This is a genomic window from Streptomyces sp. NBC_00289 (genome assembly GCF_041435115.1).
Taxonomy (GTDB): Bacteria; Actinomycetota; Actinomycetes; order Streptomycetales; family Streptomycetaceae; genus Streptomyces.
Genome location: NZ_CP108046.1, coordinates 4688743 through 4704392, shown reverse-complemented (window position 1 = coordinate 4704392; position 15650 = coordinate 4688743). Strand labels below are relative to the sequence as shown.

Here is a 15650-nt window from a genome sequence, read left to right as displayed (position 1 = left end):
TCCCCTGCTCAGGCCTTCAACTTGTAGCCGAAGCCGCGGACCGTCTCGATCCGGTCCTGGCCGATCTTCGTACGCAGGCGCTGCACATGGACGTCGACCACGCGCGTGTCCCCGCCCCAGCCGTAGTCCCACACGCGCTCGAGAAGTTTGTCGCGCGAGAGGACCGTGCCCGGCGCGGAGGAGAACTCCAGCAGCAGCCGCATCTCGGTCGGCGTCAGGGCCACCTGCAGGCCGGCCCGGCGCACCTCCATGCCCTCGGTGTCGATCTCCAGCTCGCCGAAGCTGAGCACGCCCCCGTCCGCGGCGGAGTCCGCCTCCTCCGCCCGGTCGCCGCCGCTCGCGTGGCCGAAGCGGCGCAGCACCGCGCGGATCCGGGCGACCAGGACGGCACCGTCGAACGGCTTGGTCACGTAGTCGTCGGCGCCGGCCTCCAGGCCCAGCACCACGTCGATCGAGTCGGCGCGCGCCGACAGCATGATCACCGGAACCGTCGACTCGTCCCGGATACGGCGGCACAGGCTGACCCCGTCGAGCCCGGGGACCATGACGTCCAGGAGGGCGATGTCGGGGCGGTCCGCGCGAAAGGCCTCCAGGCCCGACAGTCCGTCGGGCATGGCGGTGACCGCGAAGCCGTCCCGCTCCAGCGCGAGTTGGGTGGCCTCGCGGATGACGTCGTCGTCCTCGACGAAAAGGACGTGGGTCTGGTCTGCCATGCCGCTGCTCTCGCCTCTCGTTTCTGCCGTCGCTCACGGTCTCGTGTGAACTCGCCCATATGCGAGCTCGTGAACGCCGGCCCTGCGGACCGGTGCCCCCGTGAAAAGGCCGACCGCTCACTGAAGGATCGTTCCGGGCCGCCCGGTCGGTTCACTCTGCCGGAGATTCGTGGAACTCGCGGACTTCGCGGAACGCACCGCATCCGCAAGGTCCCCAAGGTCGGTAAGGTCCGCAAAGTCCGCGAGGCCCGCAAGCCTTGGGGCGGGTGCTCGGTGCTCAGTCGTCCGGATCCACCGTGGGTTCGTTCCCGACGGCGTTGCTGTAGTCGTTGTGTGTGCGGTACGCCTCGGCGAACCGGTCCGAGCCCCAGCGGTACGTGATCACGTTCTCACCGGACGGACTCGACACCGGGTCGCCCTTCTCGTACACCTGCTTGGTCACCACCAGGTCGCCGCGGTCTATCTCGGCGTAGACCGGGGGCTCCTCGGCCCGGAACACGTTCTCGTACCGGCCGGCCACCTCGCGATACACGTACGAGCCGACTCCGACCGCGTCACCGCAGGTCAGGACGTTGACCACGACGTCGTCCGCCGAGGATCCGGTCAGGTCGCCGTACGACACGTCGACGGGGTACTCGTCGGCGACACACGGTTTCAGCTCACGCTTGACCTCCGCCGAGACCGCCGGGTCACCCTTGACGAGCCTGACCGCGTCGACGCGGTCGGCGGTCCTGCTGGGACTCACCACGGGTGAGGCCGAGGCCGCGCCGCCCCCGACGACGTCCGAGTGGGCAGGACCCTCGTCGCGCGCGCCGGTGCCACCGGTGGCGCAGGCCGAGACGAAAAGGGCGAGGGCGGCGAGCACGGCCACTGCCGTGATCGCCGCCTGCAAGGTCCCTCGAGCCGGTGGGGGCCCGGGCCGGACGGGTGCTCCGTTCTCCGGAAACCCGTCCGCTCGCCCGTCACCCCCGGCCCTCGTGCCTAGGCCGCGCAACGCTCCCGCTCCTCACGCTCCAGCGCGCGTGCGTCCAGATCGCGGCTCTCCAGCTCCTCGCGGAGCCGGGCGAGCGCCCGGTGCAGCGTGCTCTTGACCGTTCCGGCCGACATGCCGAGTGCGGCGGCCGTCTCCTCCGTGGACATCTGCTCCCAGTGTCGCAGGACGACGACGCTGCGCTGCTTGGGAGCCAGCACCTTCAGGATGTCCATCAGCAGGGCGCGGTCCGCGTGCTGCTCGGTGGAGTCGTCGACGGACGCGTCCGGGAGCTGCTCGGTGGGGACCTCCTCCAGCTTCCGTGCCCGCCACCACTCGGTCCGCGTGTTGATCATGACCCGGCGGAGGTAGGCGTCCGCGAGCCGCTTGTCGGCGATGCCGTCCCAGCGGCCGTACGTCCGGACGAGAGCCGTCTGCAGCAGGTCCTGGGCGTCGACCGGATCCGGGACCAGCCGACGGGCGCTGCGCAGCAGCGCGTCCTGCCGGGTGCGGACGTACTCCTCGAATTCGAGCACCTCGCCCTGCGCCATGATCAACCGCCTCCATCCCCGTTTCCGACCTGCCTGCTGCCGGTTCTCCATTGCCTGCGTCCCGCTTGTCCCCGCGGTACGCAGATGAAGTTACGGAGGGGTTGTCACGGGGCTGTCCGAAGCAGCGCGCGGCTAGCACTCGGCTGTCCGTCGGTTGTGTAACGGAAGTAGGAACGGGGTAAGCAGGCGCACCGAATGGGCCAGGTATAGGGCGATTTGACCGATGGTCGGGCGCGGACGGATGTGTGTCAGGCGTGCGGCAACCGATACAGACCATCGGGCAACGGCTCCACCAGACCGTCCGCGACAAGGCCGTCCAGCGCCCGGGCGCGCTGCACCGGCTCGTGCCACACCCGGTCGAGCGCCGCCTGCGGGACGGGCGCATGCGCCTCCCGCAGTACGGCCAGCAGCTTCCCGCGGACCTGGCGGTCCGTGCCCGCGTACGTCTGTCCGCGCCGCGGCGGCCCGTCGTGCTCCGGCTTGCCCGCCAGCTGCCACGCGCACTGCGCGGCGATCGGGCAGCGGTGACAGGTCTCGTTCCTGGCCGTGCACACCAGCGCGCCGAGCTCCATGGAGGCCGCGGCCCAGCGGGCGGCGGTCACCTCGTCGCGCGGCAACAGCTCGCGTGCCAGCCTGCGTTCGGCGGCCGTGGTCGCGTTCGGCGGGTACTGGACGCCGGTCACGGCACGCGCGAACACCCGGCGGACGTTGGTGTCCAGGACGGCGTGCCGCTGTCCGTAGGCGAAGGAGGCGACGGCCGCGGCCGTGTACTCGCCGATGCCGGGCAGCGCGAGGAGCTGGGCGTGATCGGTCGGTACGTCGCCGCCGTGCCGTTCCGTTATGGCCACGGCGGCGCCGTGCAGCCGCAGCGCGCGGCGCGGGTAGCCGAGCCGGCCCCAGGCGCGGACGGCCTCGCCGGGGGCGTCCGCGGCCAGGTCGGCGGGGCGGGGCCAGCGGGCCAGCCACTGCTCGTAGACGGGCAGGACCCGGCTCACCGGCGTCTGCTGGAGCATGAACTCGCTGACCATCACCCCCCACGGCCCGGCCTCGGCCTGCCGCCACGGCAGGTCACGGGCGTGCGTGTCGAACCAGTCGATGACGGGGGAGTGGAGCGACTCGCCGGGGACGCGGTCGGACGCGGTCCCGGAGGAGGCGCTGTGCGGGGGCTTCGTGGGCGCAGTCATGGCCCTTTGATCCTGCCATGGGTGGGCCGCCGGTCGGGGGCAGCGCCACCCCAGGACGTCGCCCGGCTGCCGGACACCCTCACCGGAAGCCACACCCATGGCCAGAGGCGAAGCGCCACGAGGGACACGGTCGCGAACGCACGGGTCCGCCCGGCGGGCGGGGAACGCCGGGCGTGGTGGCGGGTGGTGACAGGCGGGCTGTGTCCACGTCGGCCTGGTGGCGTACCCACGTTGGGGGGTCGTGCGGAAGACCGGCACGACCACAGCGGGGCTCATTGCCCCGCACCTCGTGGTTACGCACCGTAAGTGATCGGTCGTTGTCGTCACACCCCGCGATCTCCGGGTGCCCGGCCCGGCGAAAGCCGAGGGCGAGGCGGCCGCGACCGGAATGATGATCCGGAAAAGTTGTGGCCCGGGGCGGCGGGTGGGGCAAGCGAACGTGGCGATCTCTCGTACAGTTTGCGCCGTGGGATCTCTGCGCAATCCGGTCGGGCCGCTTCCCTCCACCATCTACTGGCGACGGAGGGCCGTACTGCTGTCCGTACTCGCCCTGTTGACGCTGTTGATCGCCTGGATCGTGACCACGGGCGGCGGAGGCGGCGACAACGGCGCGGACGGCTCCAACGGGAAGAACCCCGCGCCCACGATCACCGCGGGACCCTCCGACTCCGGACCGGCGATCAGCCAAGCCCCGGGCGGGCGCGACGAGTCGAGCGGCGGGGCCTCCAACGGATCGGGCTCCGGAACCGGCGACGGTTCGGGGTCCGGCGCGACCTCGGGCGCGGACTCCGGCGGCTCCGGTGACTCCGGCGGTGCGGGCAGCGCGGACGGCGGTGCCGGTGGCGGTTCGGCGGGCGGTACGGGCGGCGGCGTAGGGACCGGCGACACGCTTCCGGCCGGCTCCCCCCTGCCCAACTGCACCGCGAGCAACGTCACCTTGACCCTGCGCAGCGTGAAGAACGCGTACGCGCCCGGACAGACGCCCGCTTTCGAACTGACCGCCAAGAACTCCGCCGCGAGCGACTGCAAGGTCGATCTCGGCCCGAAGACCGCGGTGTTGACGATCACGCAGGCGGGCACCGACGACGACTACTGGTCCTCCGCCGACTGCCCGAAGGTCTCCGGCGGTCTGGTGTTCCGGGTGCCCGCCGGCAGCAGCATCACGTACACCGTGAAGTGGGACCGCAAGCCGAGCGCTCCCGAGTGCGCGACGCCGCCGGCCGGATCGGCCGGAGCGGGCACCTACCTGGTCGAGGCGAAGGCGCCCGCCTTCGCCAAGACCCAGACGTCGTTCGTGCTCCAGAACGACTAGCGGCCCCCGCAAGAACGAGCAGGAGCCCTCGGAAGAACGACCAGGAGCCCCCGCAGCCTGTCGCAGGGCGCCCCGAGGGCCGTGTCTGGCGGCCATCCCCGCCGGGCGCGCGACGCCCGGCACGGCACCTCGCCGCGTAGTCGCACGACCCGAGTACGCCCGGTACGCGGGTCGTCCTCCGGGCCGCCTTGCGGCGCGGGGCACCGGAGGCCGCCCGCCGATCCGACGCGATCGTCGGGCACGGCCTGGGCCGCGCCCGGGTCTCCCGTTCCTAGACGTACCGCTCCAGGATCGACGACTCGGCCAGCCGCGACAGCCCCTCGCGCACACTGCGCGCCCTGGCCTCGCCGACGCCGTCGACCGTCTGGAGGTCGTCCACGCTCGCGGCGAGCAGTTTCTGCAGCCCGCCGAAGTGCTCCACGAGCCGGTCGATGATCGCGCCCGGCAGCCGCGGCACCTTCGCCAGCAGGCGGAAGCCCCGCGGGGACACCGCCGAGTCGAGCGCCTCGGGAGAGCCGGTGTAGCCCAACGCGCGGGCCACCGTGGGCATTTCGAGAAGCTCGGCGTGCGCGAGGGCGTTGAGCTCGTACAGGGCCTCGTCGACCGTGCGGGAGCGCTTGGCGGTGGGTTCGGGGACGTAGTCCCGTACGACAAGTTCACGCTCGGGCTCGACGCCGGCGATCAACTCGTCGAGCTGGAGGGCGAGAAGGCGGCCGTCCGTGCCCAGTTCGACCACGTATTCGGCGATTTCGGTGGCGATGCGGCGCACCATCTCCAGGCGCTGGGCGACCGCGGAGACGTCCCGGACGGTGACCAGGTCCTCGATCTCCAGCGCCGACAGCGTGCCCGCGACCTCGTCGAGGCGGAGCTTGTAGCGCTCCAGGGTGGCGAGGGCCTGGTTGGCCCGGGACAGGATCGCCGCCGAGTCCTCCAGGACGCGGCGCTGCCCGTCGACGTACAGCGCGATGAGGCGCATGGACTGGGAGACGGAGACGACGGGGAAGCCGACCTGCTTGCTGACCCGGTCCGCGGTGCGGTGCCGGGTGCCGGTCTCCTCGGTGGGGATCGTCGGGTCCGGGAGCAGCTGCACGCCGGCCCTCAGGATCGTCGACAGGTCCGAGGACAGCACGATGCCGCCGTCCAGCTTGCACAGCTCACGCAGGCGGGTGGCGGTGAACTCGACATCCAGGACGAATCCACCGGTGCACATGGACTCGACGGTCTTGTCGGAGCCGAGCAGGATGAGACCGCCGGTGTTGCCGCGGAGTACCCGCTCGAGGCCGTCACGCAGTGCCGTGCCCGGTGCCACGGCACTCAGTGAGGCACGCATCAGGCCATCGGCACCGGAACTCCCACCGGATTTTCCGGGAGCTGCTGCCCGGTCGTTGGCTGCCACTGCACTCCTCCGGTCGCAGGTTCTGGGGGCTCCGTTTCGCACATGTGGTTCGTACGGACGGGCGAGACCTGGGCAAAGTCTACCGGCGGTCCTCGGCATCCCGTGGGGCCTCTCTGCGACGCGACCGTGGAAGGACACTCAGGGCCTCTCCCATGTCCGCGACTTCCTGGACCTTCATACCGGCCGGGATCTTGCCGGGATCGGTCGGTACGAGGGCGTGGGTGAAGCCCAGACGGTGTGCTTCGGCGAGCCGGCGCTGGACGCCCGTAACCCGTCTGACCTCGCCCGCGAGGCCCACTTCGCCGATCGCGACCAGGTTCTTGGGCAGCGGGGTGTCGGTCGCGGCCGACGCCAGCGCGAGGGCGATCGCGAGGTCGGCGGCCGGCTCCGACAACTTCACACCGCCGACCGTCGCGGAGTAGATGTCCCTTTTGCCCAGGGCGCTGATCCTGCCGCGCTGTTCGAGAACGGCGAGCATCATCGAGACGCGGGACGTCTCCAGGCCGGACGTGGTCCGCCGGGGCGAGGGAATCTGTGAGTCGACGGTGAGTGCCTGGACTTCGGCCACCAGGGGGCGGCGGCCCTCCAGGGTGACGGTCAGGCAGGTGCCCGGCACCGGTTCCGCCCGCCGGGTCAGGAACAGGCCGCTGGGGTCGGCGAGGCCGGTGATGCCCTCGTCGTGCAGTTCGAAGCAGCCGACCTCGTCCGTGGTGCCGTAGCGGTTCTTGACACCCCGTACGAGCCGGAGGCGCGCGTGCCGGTCGCCCTCGAAGCTCAGGACGACGTCCACCAGGTGTTCCAGGAGGCGGGGTCCGGCGATTGCCCCGTCCTTGGTGACATGGCCCACCAGGAGGGTCGACATCCCGCGTTCCTTGGAGGCCCGGATCAGGGCCCCGGCCACCTCCCGCACCTGTGCCATGCCGCCCGGGGCCCCGTCGATCTCCGGGGAGGCCACGGTCTGCACGGAGTCGACGATCAGCAGGGACGGCTTCACCGCGTCCAAGTGCCCGAGGACCGCGGCCAGATCGGTCTCGGCGGCGAGATAGAGGTGGTCGTCGATGGCCTTGATGCGGTCGGCCCGCAGCCGCACCTGACTCGCCGACTCCTCACCGGTGACGTACAGCGTGCGGTGTTCGTCACTCGCCGACTTGGCCGCCACGTCGAGAAGGAGGGTCGACTTGCCGACGCCCGGCTCGCCCGCGAGCAGGACGACGGCGCCGGGCACCAGTCCGCCGCCGAGCACGCGGTCCAGCTCGGGCACGCCCGTGGGGCGGGCCGTGGCCTGCCTGCCGTCGACCTGTCCGATGGGCACCGCCGAGGTGGTGACACGCCCCGGGGCCGTCGTGCGGACAGCGGGCGCGCCGTACTCCTCGACCGTCCCCCACGCCTGGCACTCGGGGCAGCGGCCGAGCCACTTGGCCGTCTGCCAGCCGCACTCCGTGCAGCGGTAGGACGGCCGGTCCTTGGTGGTCTTCGTGCGGGCAGCCATGGACGAACCGTAACCGCCACCACTGACAACCCGGATGCGGCCGGTCGCCGGGACGCCGACGGCGCACGTCCCACCCCCGTCGACATTTCGGGCACCCCGTACGAACCGGCCACCGGCCGTCACGAACGAGCCATCGACTCGCGGGTTGCTGTCCCCTTATGAGGGATCGTTTCACCCGTACGAATTAAAAGTGCTCAAGGGGGAGGAAGGGGCCAACGCCCGCCGCCTACGGTCCACGGATGATGAGCAGCAGTCCGGAGATCTCGACCCGCACCACCGGCGCACACCGGGCGCACCGGGAGGCGCGTGACCGTGGTGCCGCACGCACGCTCGCGCAGCGGCCGCCCGCGCGCTACGAGCCGTATCTGGACGGCCTGTTCACCTACTGCCTTTCCGTGCTGTGCGACCACGACGCGGCGACCGCCGCCCTGGGAGACGTCCTCGCGCTCGCCGGGCGCCGCCGCGGCCCGGAAGCGGCCGGTGACCGCAGGGCCTGGCTGTACGCGCTGGCCCGCTGGGCCTGTCTGCGCAAGCTGGCCGAGGCCAAGCAGAAACGTCAGGCCACGCACGCGTCGGGCCGTCGCCACGGCCCCGACCGGCAGCGGTCCGCACAGCCCGCCGCCCCGCCGGTCTCCACCGAGATCCACGAGCAGCGCCGCGGCCAACTCGCCCAGCTCGCCTGGCCGGAGGCGGCCGGCACCACCCCGGAACAGCGCGAGGCACTCGAACTCGCGGTGCGCCATCACCTCGCCGCCCACGAGGTCGCCGCCGTCCTCGGCACCGACCTCACCGCCGCCCGCGAACTGCTCGCCTCCGCCGCCTGCGAGGTCGAGCGCACCCGGGCCGCCCTCGCCGTCGTCGAGACCGGCTCCTGCCCGGGCGTGGCCCGCCTGACCGGCGACAACCAGCTCGTGCTCAGCACAGCCGTGCGCCGCGAACTGGTCCGGCACGTCGACGACTGCCCGCGCTGCCGCCGCTGCGCCGAGCGCGCGGTCCCCGGCCGCTGGCCCGGCGCCGGCGTCACCCCCGCCGAGCTGCCCGTCCTGGAGGCACCCCGCGCGGCCCTGCACGTCGCCATGGCGCACCTCCCGCGCGCGCGAGGCAGCGCCGCCCCGCGCTTCGACCGGCGCGGTTTCCCGATGGACCCCAAGGACCGGGCCGCCCGGAAGGAGCGGCTACGCGCGCGTGCCGTCACGACGACGGTCGTCGCGACCGTCGTCGCCGCCCCGGTGCTCGCCCTGTGGGCCGCCTACCGGGGAGCGCCGGCCGGCGACGGCCAGGACGGGCACCCGGCCACCGCCAGCGAGGCGCAGGGCCCCGACAGCCTCGACGGCGAGTCGGCGACCGGCGGCTACGAGAACGCGGGAAACGCCAGCATCAGGCACGGCGGCCGCTTCGCCGGAAAGGACACACCCGACGTGTCCGTCGAGGTCGTCAGCGTCAACGGCGCCGGCCACAAGGGCGCCGGTCACCTCGAGGTGTCGGCCGGCCACAGCGGCGACACCACGCTGGTCACCCTCGCCGCGACCGGCTCGACCCCGGTCCGCTGGTCCGCGACGACGGCCGCCCCCTGGCTCTACCTGAGCCAGTCCTCGGGAACCCTCGACCCGGGCGAGACGTTGACGATCAAGGTGTACGTCGACCATCTGCGCGAGCCGGCCGGCCACTGGAGCGCGCGCGTGGCGATCTCACCCGCCGGCGCCGTCGTCTCCATCGACGGCTACGGCACCGCGCCCAGCCCCTCCGCCCCCGGCAACCACCCCGGCCATCCGGGACACCCCGGCCCGGGTCACGGCGACCCGCACCCGTCCGACCCGGACCCGACCCCCACGACATCGGCGCCCACGGACCCCACGCCGAGCGACCCGCCGTCCTCGCCGCCCCCGGACCCGACTCCCACCGACTCCGCCCCGACCGATCCGCAGGGCTCGACCCCGCCGCCCGACGACAGCGGCGACCCGAGCCCGTCCGACTCGTGACCCTTCACGTTCCACAGGCCGACATGGCCCCTGCCGCGCCCAGGCCCGCAGGCCCGCAGGCCCTCCTCAGCCGACCGGGTCCGCCGGGTGAGGCGCCAGCAACGGCAGCTGTGAGGCCAGCCGCTCCTCGCACAGCTCGACCAGGCGGTCGTAGCCGGCCTTGCCCATGAGTTCGGTCAGCTCCGGCCGGTAGGACACATACACCGGGTCGCCCCCGCCGTGCGCCGAGGTCGCCGACGTGCACCACCAGTGCAGGTCGTGCCCGCCCGGACCCCAGCCGCGCCGGTCGTACTCACCGATCGACACCTGGAGCACGCGCGTGTCGTCGGGCCGGTCGATCCACTCGTAGGTGCGCCGCACCGGAAGCTGCCAGCAGACGTCCGGCTTGGTCTCCAGCGGCTCGCGGCCCTCCTTGAGCGCCAGGATGTGCAGCGAGCAGCCCGCGCCGCCGGCGAAACCGGGCCGGTTCTGGAAGATGCACGAGCCCTCGTAGGGACGGGTCTGCCGGGAACCCTCGTCGTCCTCCGAGACCCAGCCCGTCTCCCGACCCACGTCATGGTGCTGCCACAGCTCCGGCGTGAGTCGGGCCACATGTCCCGCGACCCGCTTCTCGTCGTCCTCGTCCGAGAAGTGGGCACCGAGGGTGCAGCAGCCGTCGGCCGCTCGGCCCGCCTGGATGCCCTGGCAGCCGCTGCCGAAGATGCAGTTCCAGCGAGAGGTCAGCCACGTCAGGTCGCAGCGGAAGACCTGCTCGTCGTCCGCCGGATCAGGAAACTCCACCCACGCGCGCGCGAAGTCGAGTCCCTTCTCGTCGGCCGCCAGGGCCTTCTGCGACTTCTTCGATGGCTTCGCCGGCTTCGCCCGCCCGGGACCGTCGGTCGAAATGTCGGTCTTCGCCTTTTTCGTCTTTGGCACTCGTCCAGGGTAAGTCGCCGGGAGCCGCTCCGGGGACGGCCGAAGCCTCCGCTGGCAGTAGCGTTCCGTGCATGAGACTCGGTGTCCTCGACGTGGGATCGAACACGGTGCACCTGCTGGTGGTCGACGCGCACCCCGGCGCGTGCCCGCTGCCCGCCCACTCGCACAAGGCGGAGCTGCGCCTCGCCCAGCTGCTCGACGACGCCGGTGCCATCGGCCCCGAAGGGGTCGACAAACTGGTCACCGTCCTCCGGGACGCCCTCCAGGCCGCCGAGGACAAGGGCGTCGTCGACCTGCTGCCGTTCGCGACCTCCGCCGTGCGCGAGGCCAGCAACGCCGACGACGTCCTCGCGCGCGTGCAGGCCGAGACGGGCGTGGAGCTCCAGGTCCTCACCGGCGCCGAGGAGGCCCGGCTCACCTTCCTCGCCGCCCGCCGCTGGTTCGGCTGGTCCGCGGGCAAGCTGCTCGTCCTCGACATCGGCGGCGGCTCCCTGGAGATCGCGTACGGCATCGACGAGGAACCCGACGCGGCGGTCTCGCTGCCGCTCGGCGCGGGCCGCCTGACCGCCGGCTGGCTGCCCGGCGACCCGCCCGACGCGGAGGCGATAAGGGCCCTGCGCCGCCACGTGCGGGCCCAGATCGCCCGCACGGTCGGTGAGTTCGCCCGCTTCGGCGCCCCCGACCACGTGGTCGCCACGTCGAAGACCTTCAAGCAGCTGGCCCGTCTCGCGGGCGCCGCCCGCTCCGCCGACGGCCAGTACGTCCAACGCCAGCTCAAGCGGGAGTCCCTGGAGGCCTGGGTCCCGCGACTGGCCGGCATGACAGTCGCGGAACGCGCCGAACTGCCGGGCGTGTCCGAGGGCCGGGCCGAGCAGCTGCTCGCCGGCGCCCTGGTGGCCGAGGGCGCGATGGACCTCTTCGGCGTGGAGAACCTGGAGGTCTGCCCCTGGGCCCTCAGGGAGGGCGTGATCCTGCGGCGCCTGGATCACATGGGGTCGGCCTGACCCGTCGTCGGCGCCCGGATCACCGCCCGGATCACCCGGCATCGGCGCGATCGACCGTCGGCGCGATCGACCGTCGGCGCCACCGAGTATTGGCGCGACCGACCGTCGGCGCCTGGGGCGGTGGCTCGGTACGGCGCGCGTCGACGGGCGGGGGGTGGTGGCTCGGTACGTCCCGCGTCGACGGGCGCGGGCCGGCACCTCGGTACGGCCGCGCCGCGTGGCGGGATCGGCCGCGCGCCGCGCGGGAGGGGCGCACGCCCGTGGCGAACACCACAACGGCCTGCAGACGCCCCGCATCCCCCCGACCGCACCCCGTACGCTAGCCCCCGTGGCAAAACCAGTCGTGCGCATCCCGGATGCGAAGGTCGCGCTGTCCACGGCCTCCGTGTACCCGGAGTCCACAGCGACGGCCTTCGAGATCGCCGCGCGCCTCGGGTACGACGGAGTCGAGGTCATGGTCTGGACCGACCCGGTCAGCCAGGACATCGAGGCGCTCCGCAGACTCAGCGACTACCACCAGATCCCGATACTCGCCGTACACGCTCCCTGCCTGCTCATCACGCAGCGGGTGTGGTCCACCGACCCCTGGGTCAAGCTCCAGCGCGCCCGCGCGGCGGCCGAGAAGCTGGGCGCGAGCACGGTCGTCGTCCACCCGCCGTTCCGCTGGCAGCGCCAGTACGCCCGCGACTTCGTCACCGGGATCTGGCGGATGGCGGACGAGACGGATGTGCGGTTCGCCGTCGAGAACATGTACCCCTGGCGCTACCGCGACCGCGAGATGCTCGCCTACGCGCCCGACTGGGACGTGACGAAGGACGACTACCGCCACTTCACGATCGATCTCAGCCACACCTCGACCGCCCGCAGCGACGCCATGCAGATGGTCGACCGCATGGCGGACCGCCTCGGCCACGTCCACCTCGCGGACGGCAGGGGCTCGGCCAAGGACGAGCACCTCGTCCCCGGCCGCGGCACCCAGCCCTGCGCCGAGCTGCTGGAACGGCTCGCGCTCACCGGCTTCGACGGCCACGTCGTCATCGAGGTCAACACCCGTCGCGCCATGTCCGGCGCGGAGCGGGAGGCCGACCTCGCCGAGGCCCTGGCCTTCACGCGCCTGCACCTGGCGTCCGCGGTGAAGGTGCCCCGGCGGTGACCGGCGTGACCGCCCGCAGGCGTGGCCGTCCCCCTCGTACGGAAGCCGCCGACACCCGCGACCGCATCCTGGGCGCGGCCCGCGAGGAGTTCTCCGAGCGCGGCTACGAGAAGACGTCCGTGCGCGGCATCGCGAAGGCGGCAGGCGTCGATCCGGCCCTGGTCCACCACTACTTCGGCACCAAGGAACAGATCTTCGAGGCGGCCATCACGGTCGCCTTCGCACCCGCGCTGAACGCGCCTGACGCGATCGCAGAGGGTCCCGTCGACGAGGTCGGGGAGCGGCTGACCCGCTTCGTCTTCGGCATCTGGGAGAACCCGGTCACCCGCGCGCCCCTGCTGGCGATCGTCCGGTCCGCCGTGACGAACGAGACCGCGGCCGCCGTCTTCCGCCGGCTCGTCGCCTCGCAGCTGCTGCGCCGCATCGCCGCGCAGCTCGAACTGCCCGACGCGGAACTGCGCGCCGAACTGGCGGCCGCGCAGCTCGTGGGGACGGCGATCCTGCGGTACGTGATCAAGGTGGAACCCCTGGCGTCCGCGGACATGGAACAGATCGTCGCGCGCCTGGCGCCCGTGGTGCAGGGGCACCTGACCGGCGCCTGAAACACCGGCCCGCGCCGAAGCCGCGCCGAACGCCGCGGCGGACCTCGGACGGTCCGAAGGCGGGCCACACCCGGTCCGCACCCGGTCCGAAGGCGGGCCACACCCGGGCGGCACCCGGTCGGCACTTCGCCCTCACCCCGCCCGAACCGACCGCAGCCCCTGAGACGTACATCCCGCATTCCGGACAACCTGTCCGCCCCCTGGATGACCGGCGTACGCTCGTTAGCAGTCAGAAGTCTCTGATCGCAGTCCCCGCAGTCCCCGAAGGAGCGAGCGACGATGCCCGAGCTGAGGTCCCGCACAGTCACCCACGGCCGCAACATGGCGGGCGCCCGCGCCCTTATGCGCGCCTCCGGTGTACCCGGCGCGGACATCGGCCGTAAGCCGATCATCGCGGTCGCCAACAGCTTCACGGAGTTCGTGCCGGGCCACACCCACCTCCAGCCCGTCGGCCGGATCGTGAGCGAGGCGATCGTCGCGGCCGGCGGCATCCCGCGCGAGTTCAACACGATCGCCGTGGACGACGGCATCGCGATGGGGCACGGCGGCATGCTGTACTCCCTGCCCTCCCGCGACCTGATCGCGGACAGCGTGGAGTACATGGTCGAGGCGCACTGCGCGGACGCCCTGATCTGCATCTCCAACTGCGACAAGATCACCCCGGGCATGCTGAACGCGGCCCTGCGCCTGAACATCCCGACGGTCTTCGTCTCCGGCGGCCCGATGGAGTCCGGCCGCGCCACCCTGGTTGACGGCACGGTCCGCACGCTCGACCTGGTCGACGCGATGTCCGAGGCCGTGAACGAGAAGATCTCGGACGAGGACATCCTCCGTATCGAGGAGAACGCCTGCCCGACCTGCGGCAGCTGTTCCGGCATGTTCACCGCCAACTCGATGAACTGCCTGACCGAGGCCATCGGCCTCTCCCTCCCCGGCAACGGCTCGGTCCTCGCCACCCACACGGCCCGCAAGGCGCTGTACGAGGACGCGGGGCGCACGGTGATGGACATCACCCGCCGCTACTACGAGCAGGACGACGAGACGGTCCTGCCCCGCAACATCGCCACCATCGCGGCCTTCGAGAACGCGATGGCCCTCGACATCGCGATGGGCGGCTCCACCAACACGATCCTCCACCTGCTGGCCGCCGCCCAGGAAGCGGGCGTCCCGTTCGGCCTGGAGGAGATCAACGAGGTCTCGCGCCGGGTGCCCTGCCTCGCGAAGGTCGCGCCGAACGTGGCGAAGGACCGCACGTACTACATGGAGGACGTGCACCGCGCCGGCGGCATCCCCGCCCTCCTCGGCGAGCTGCACCGCGCGGGCCTGCTGAACGAGGACGTCCACTCGGTCCACAGCCCCTCCCTCGCGGACTGGCTGAAGACCTGGGACGTGCGCGCCGGCTCGCCCTCCCCGGAGGCCGTCGAACTGTGGCACGCGGCGCCCGGCTGTGTGCGCTCCGCCGAGGCGTTCTCCCAGTCCGAGCGCTGGGCGGCACTCGACCAGGACGCCGAGGGCGGCTGCATCCGCTCCGCCGAGCACGCGTACTCCAAGGACGGCGGCCTGGCGGTGCTGAAGGGCAACCTGGCCGTGGACGGCTGCGTGGTCAAGACGGCCGGTGTCGACGAGTCGATCTGGACGTTCGAGGGCCCGGCGGTGGTCTGCGAGTCCCAGGAAGAGGCCGTCGAGAAGATCCTGAACAAGCAGATCACGCACGGCGACGTCGTCGTCATCCGCTACGAGGGCCCCAAGGGCGGCCCCGGTATGCAGGAGATGCTCTACCCGACCTCCTTCCTCAAGGGCCGCGGCCTCGGCAAGACCTGCGCCCTGATCACCGACGGCCGCTTCTCCGGCGGCACGTCGGGCCTGTCGATCGGCCACGCCTCCCCGGAGGCGGCCTCCGGCGGCACGATCGCCCTCGTCGAGGACGGCGACCGGATCCGCATCGACATCCCGGGCCGCACGATCGAGCTCCTCGTCGACGAGGCCGAACTGGCCCGCCGCGAAAAGGCGTTGGGCGGGGTGTACGCCCCGAAGAACCGCGAGCGGAAGGTGTCGGCCGCGCTGCGGGCGTACGCGGCGATGGCCACCAGCGCGGACAAGGGCGCCGTGCGAGACGTGAGCAAGCTGGGCTGAGGGCCCGAGGCACTCACTCCGGTCCGGTGGGCCGCGCCCTGACGCGAAGTCGTCGGGGCGCGGCCCACGTGCGTGCGCCGTGCTCAGACGTGGCGTTCTTGTGCGTGCGCGGTGCTTTGACCGGCGGCCCTCGCGTGTCCGCCGTGCTCTGACGGTGCGTTCTTGCGCGCGGGTGCTCCGACGGCGCGGCCCTTGTGCGTGCGCCGCGCTCTGATGGGGTGGCTTTTGCGCGTGCGGTGCTTAGACGGG

13 protein-coding genes are annotated in these 15650 nt (G+C 72.3%); 6 read left to right on the top strand and 7 right to left on the bottom strand.

The window, feature by feature from the left end:
- Positions 1–8 precede the first annotated feature (8 nt).
- The 4 genes from cseB to OG985_RS21235 all read right to left on the bottom strand — a co-directional run bounded on the left by cseB (position 9) and on the right by OG985_RS21235 (position 3418).
- On the bottom strand, positions 9–713 hold the full coding sequence (gene cseB / locus OG985_RS21250) for a two-component system response regulator CseB (protein WP_371669918.1): 705 nt from the start codon (positions 711–713) through the stop codon (positions 9–11).
- A gap of 277 nt (positions 714–990) precedes the next feature.
- Positions 991–1605 carry a hypothetical protein gene (locus OG985_RS21245; RefSeq protein ID WP_371669917.1) on the bottom strand — a complete coding sequence of 205 codons (615 nt, stop codon included), beginning with the start codon at positions 1603–1605 and terminating at the stop codon, positions 991–993.
- Positions 1606–1694: 89 nt separating this feature from the next.
- On the bottom strand, positions 1695–2234 hold the full coding sequence (locus tag OG985_RS21240; protein ID WP_356045295.1) for a SigE family RNA polymerase sigma factor: 540 nt from the start codon (positions 2232–2234) through the stop codon (positions 1695–1697).
- A gap of 248 nt (positions 2235–2482) precedes the next feature.
- Positions 2483–3418 carry an A/G-specific adenine glycosylase gene (locus OG985_RS21235; protein WP_371669916.1) on the bottom strand — a complete coding sequence of 312 codons (936 nt, stop codon included), beginning with the start codon at positions 3416–3418 and terminating at the stop codon, positions 2483–2485.
- Between the two features lie 466 nt (positions 3419–3884).
- Between OG985_RS21235 and OG985_RS21230 the strand changes: the two genes are divergently transcribed.
- Entirely contained in the window at positions 3885–4730 is an 846-nt protein-coding gene (locus OG985_RS21230) for a hypothetical protein (protein WP_371669915.1), read from the top strand.
- 271 nt (positions 4731–5001) lie between these two features.
- On the opposite strand, the gene disA is transcribed toward OG985_RS21230, so the two are convergent.
- The gene (gene disA, locus OG985_RS21225) at positions 5002–6126 is read right to left on the bottom strand and encodes a DNA integrity scanning diadenylate cyclase DisA (RefSeq protein ID WP_371669914.1); all 1125 of its coding nucleotides are present in this window, start codon (positions 6124–6126) and stop codon (positions 5002–5004) included.
- Positions 6127–6205: 79 nt separating this feature from the next.
- Positions 6206–7615 (bottom strand): DNA repair protein RadA, encoded by a 1410-nt coding sequence (gene radA, locus OG985_RS21220; RefSeq protein WP_371669913.1) that lies wholly within the window; start codon positions 7613–7615, stop codon positions 6206–6208.
- 239 nt (positions 7616–7854) lie between these two features.
- Here radA and OG985_RS21215 point away from each other — a divergent pair, with 239 nt between their 5' ends.
- Positions 7855–9594: a hypothetical protein gene (locus OG985_RS21215; RefSeq protein WP_371669912.1), complete on the top strand. Its 1740-nt coding sequence runs from the start codon at positions 7855–7857 to the stop codon at positions 9592–9594.
- Positions 9595–9660: 66 nt separating this feature from the next.
- Here the strand turns inward: OG985_RS21215 and OG985_RS21210 are convergent, their stop codons facing one another.
- A complete protein-coding gene (locus tag OG985_RS21210) occupies positions 9661–10509 on the bottom strand; it encodes a hypothetical protein (RefSeq protein WP_371669911.1) in 849 nt (282 codons plus the stop codon).
- Positions 10510–10580: 71 nt separating this feature from the next.
- Here OG985_RS21210 and OG985_RS21205 point away from each other — a divergent pair, with 71 nt between their 5' ends.
- The 4 genes from OG985_RS21205 to ilvD all read left to right on the top strand — a co-directional run bounded on the left by OG985_RS21205 (position 10581) and on the right by ilvD (position 15401).
- Complete coding sequence (locus OG985_RS21205; protein WP_371669910.1) at positions 10581–11513, top strand: Ppx/GppA family phosphatase; 933 nt, start codon at positions 10581–10583, stop codon at positions 11511–11513.
- A 328-nt stretch (positions 11514–11841) separates the two neighbouring features.
- Complete coding sequence (locus tag OG985_RS21200) at positions 11842–12666, top strand: sugar phosphate isomerase/epimerase family protein (protein WP_371669909.1); 825 nt, start codon at positions 11842–11844, stop codon at positions 12664–12666.
- Positions 12663–13268 (top strand): TetR family transcriptional regulator, encoded by a 606-nt coding sequence (locus OG985_RS21195; RefSeq protein WP_371669908.1) that lies wholly within the window; start codon positions 12663–12665, stop codon positions 13266–13268. The genes OG985_RS21200 and OG985_RS21195 overlap by 4 nt, the downstream gene beginning before the upstream one ends.
- A 279-nt stretch (positions 13269–13547) precedes the next feature.
- On the top strand, positions 13548–15401 hold the full coding sequence (gene ilvD, locus OG985_RS21190) for a dihydroxy-acid dehydratase (protein ID WP_371669907.1): 1854 nt from the start codon (positions 13548–13550) through the stop codon (positions 15399–15401).
- Positions 15402–15650 lie beyond the last annotated feature (249 nt).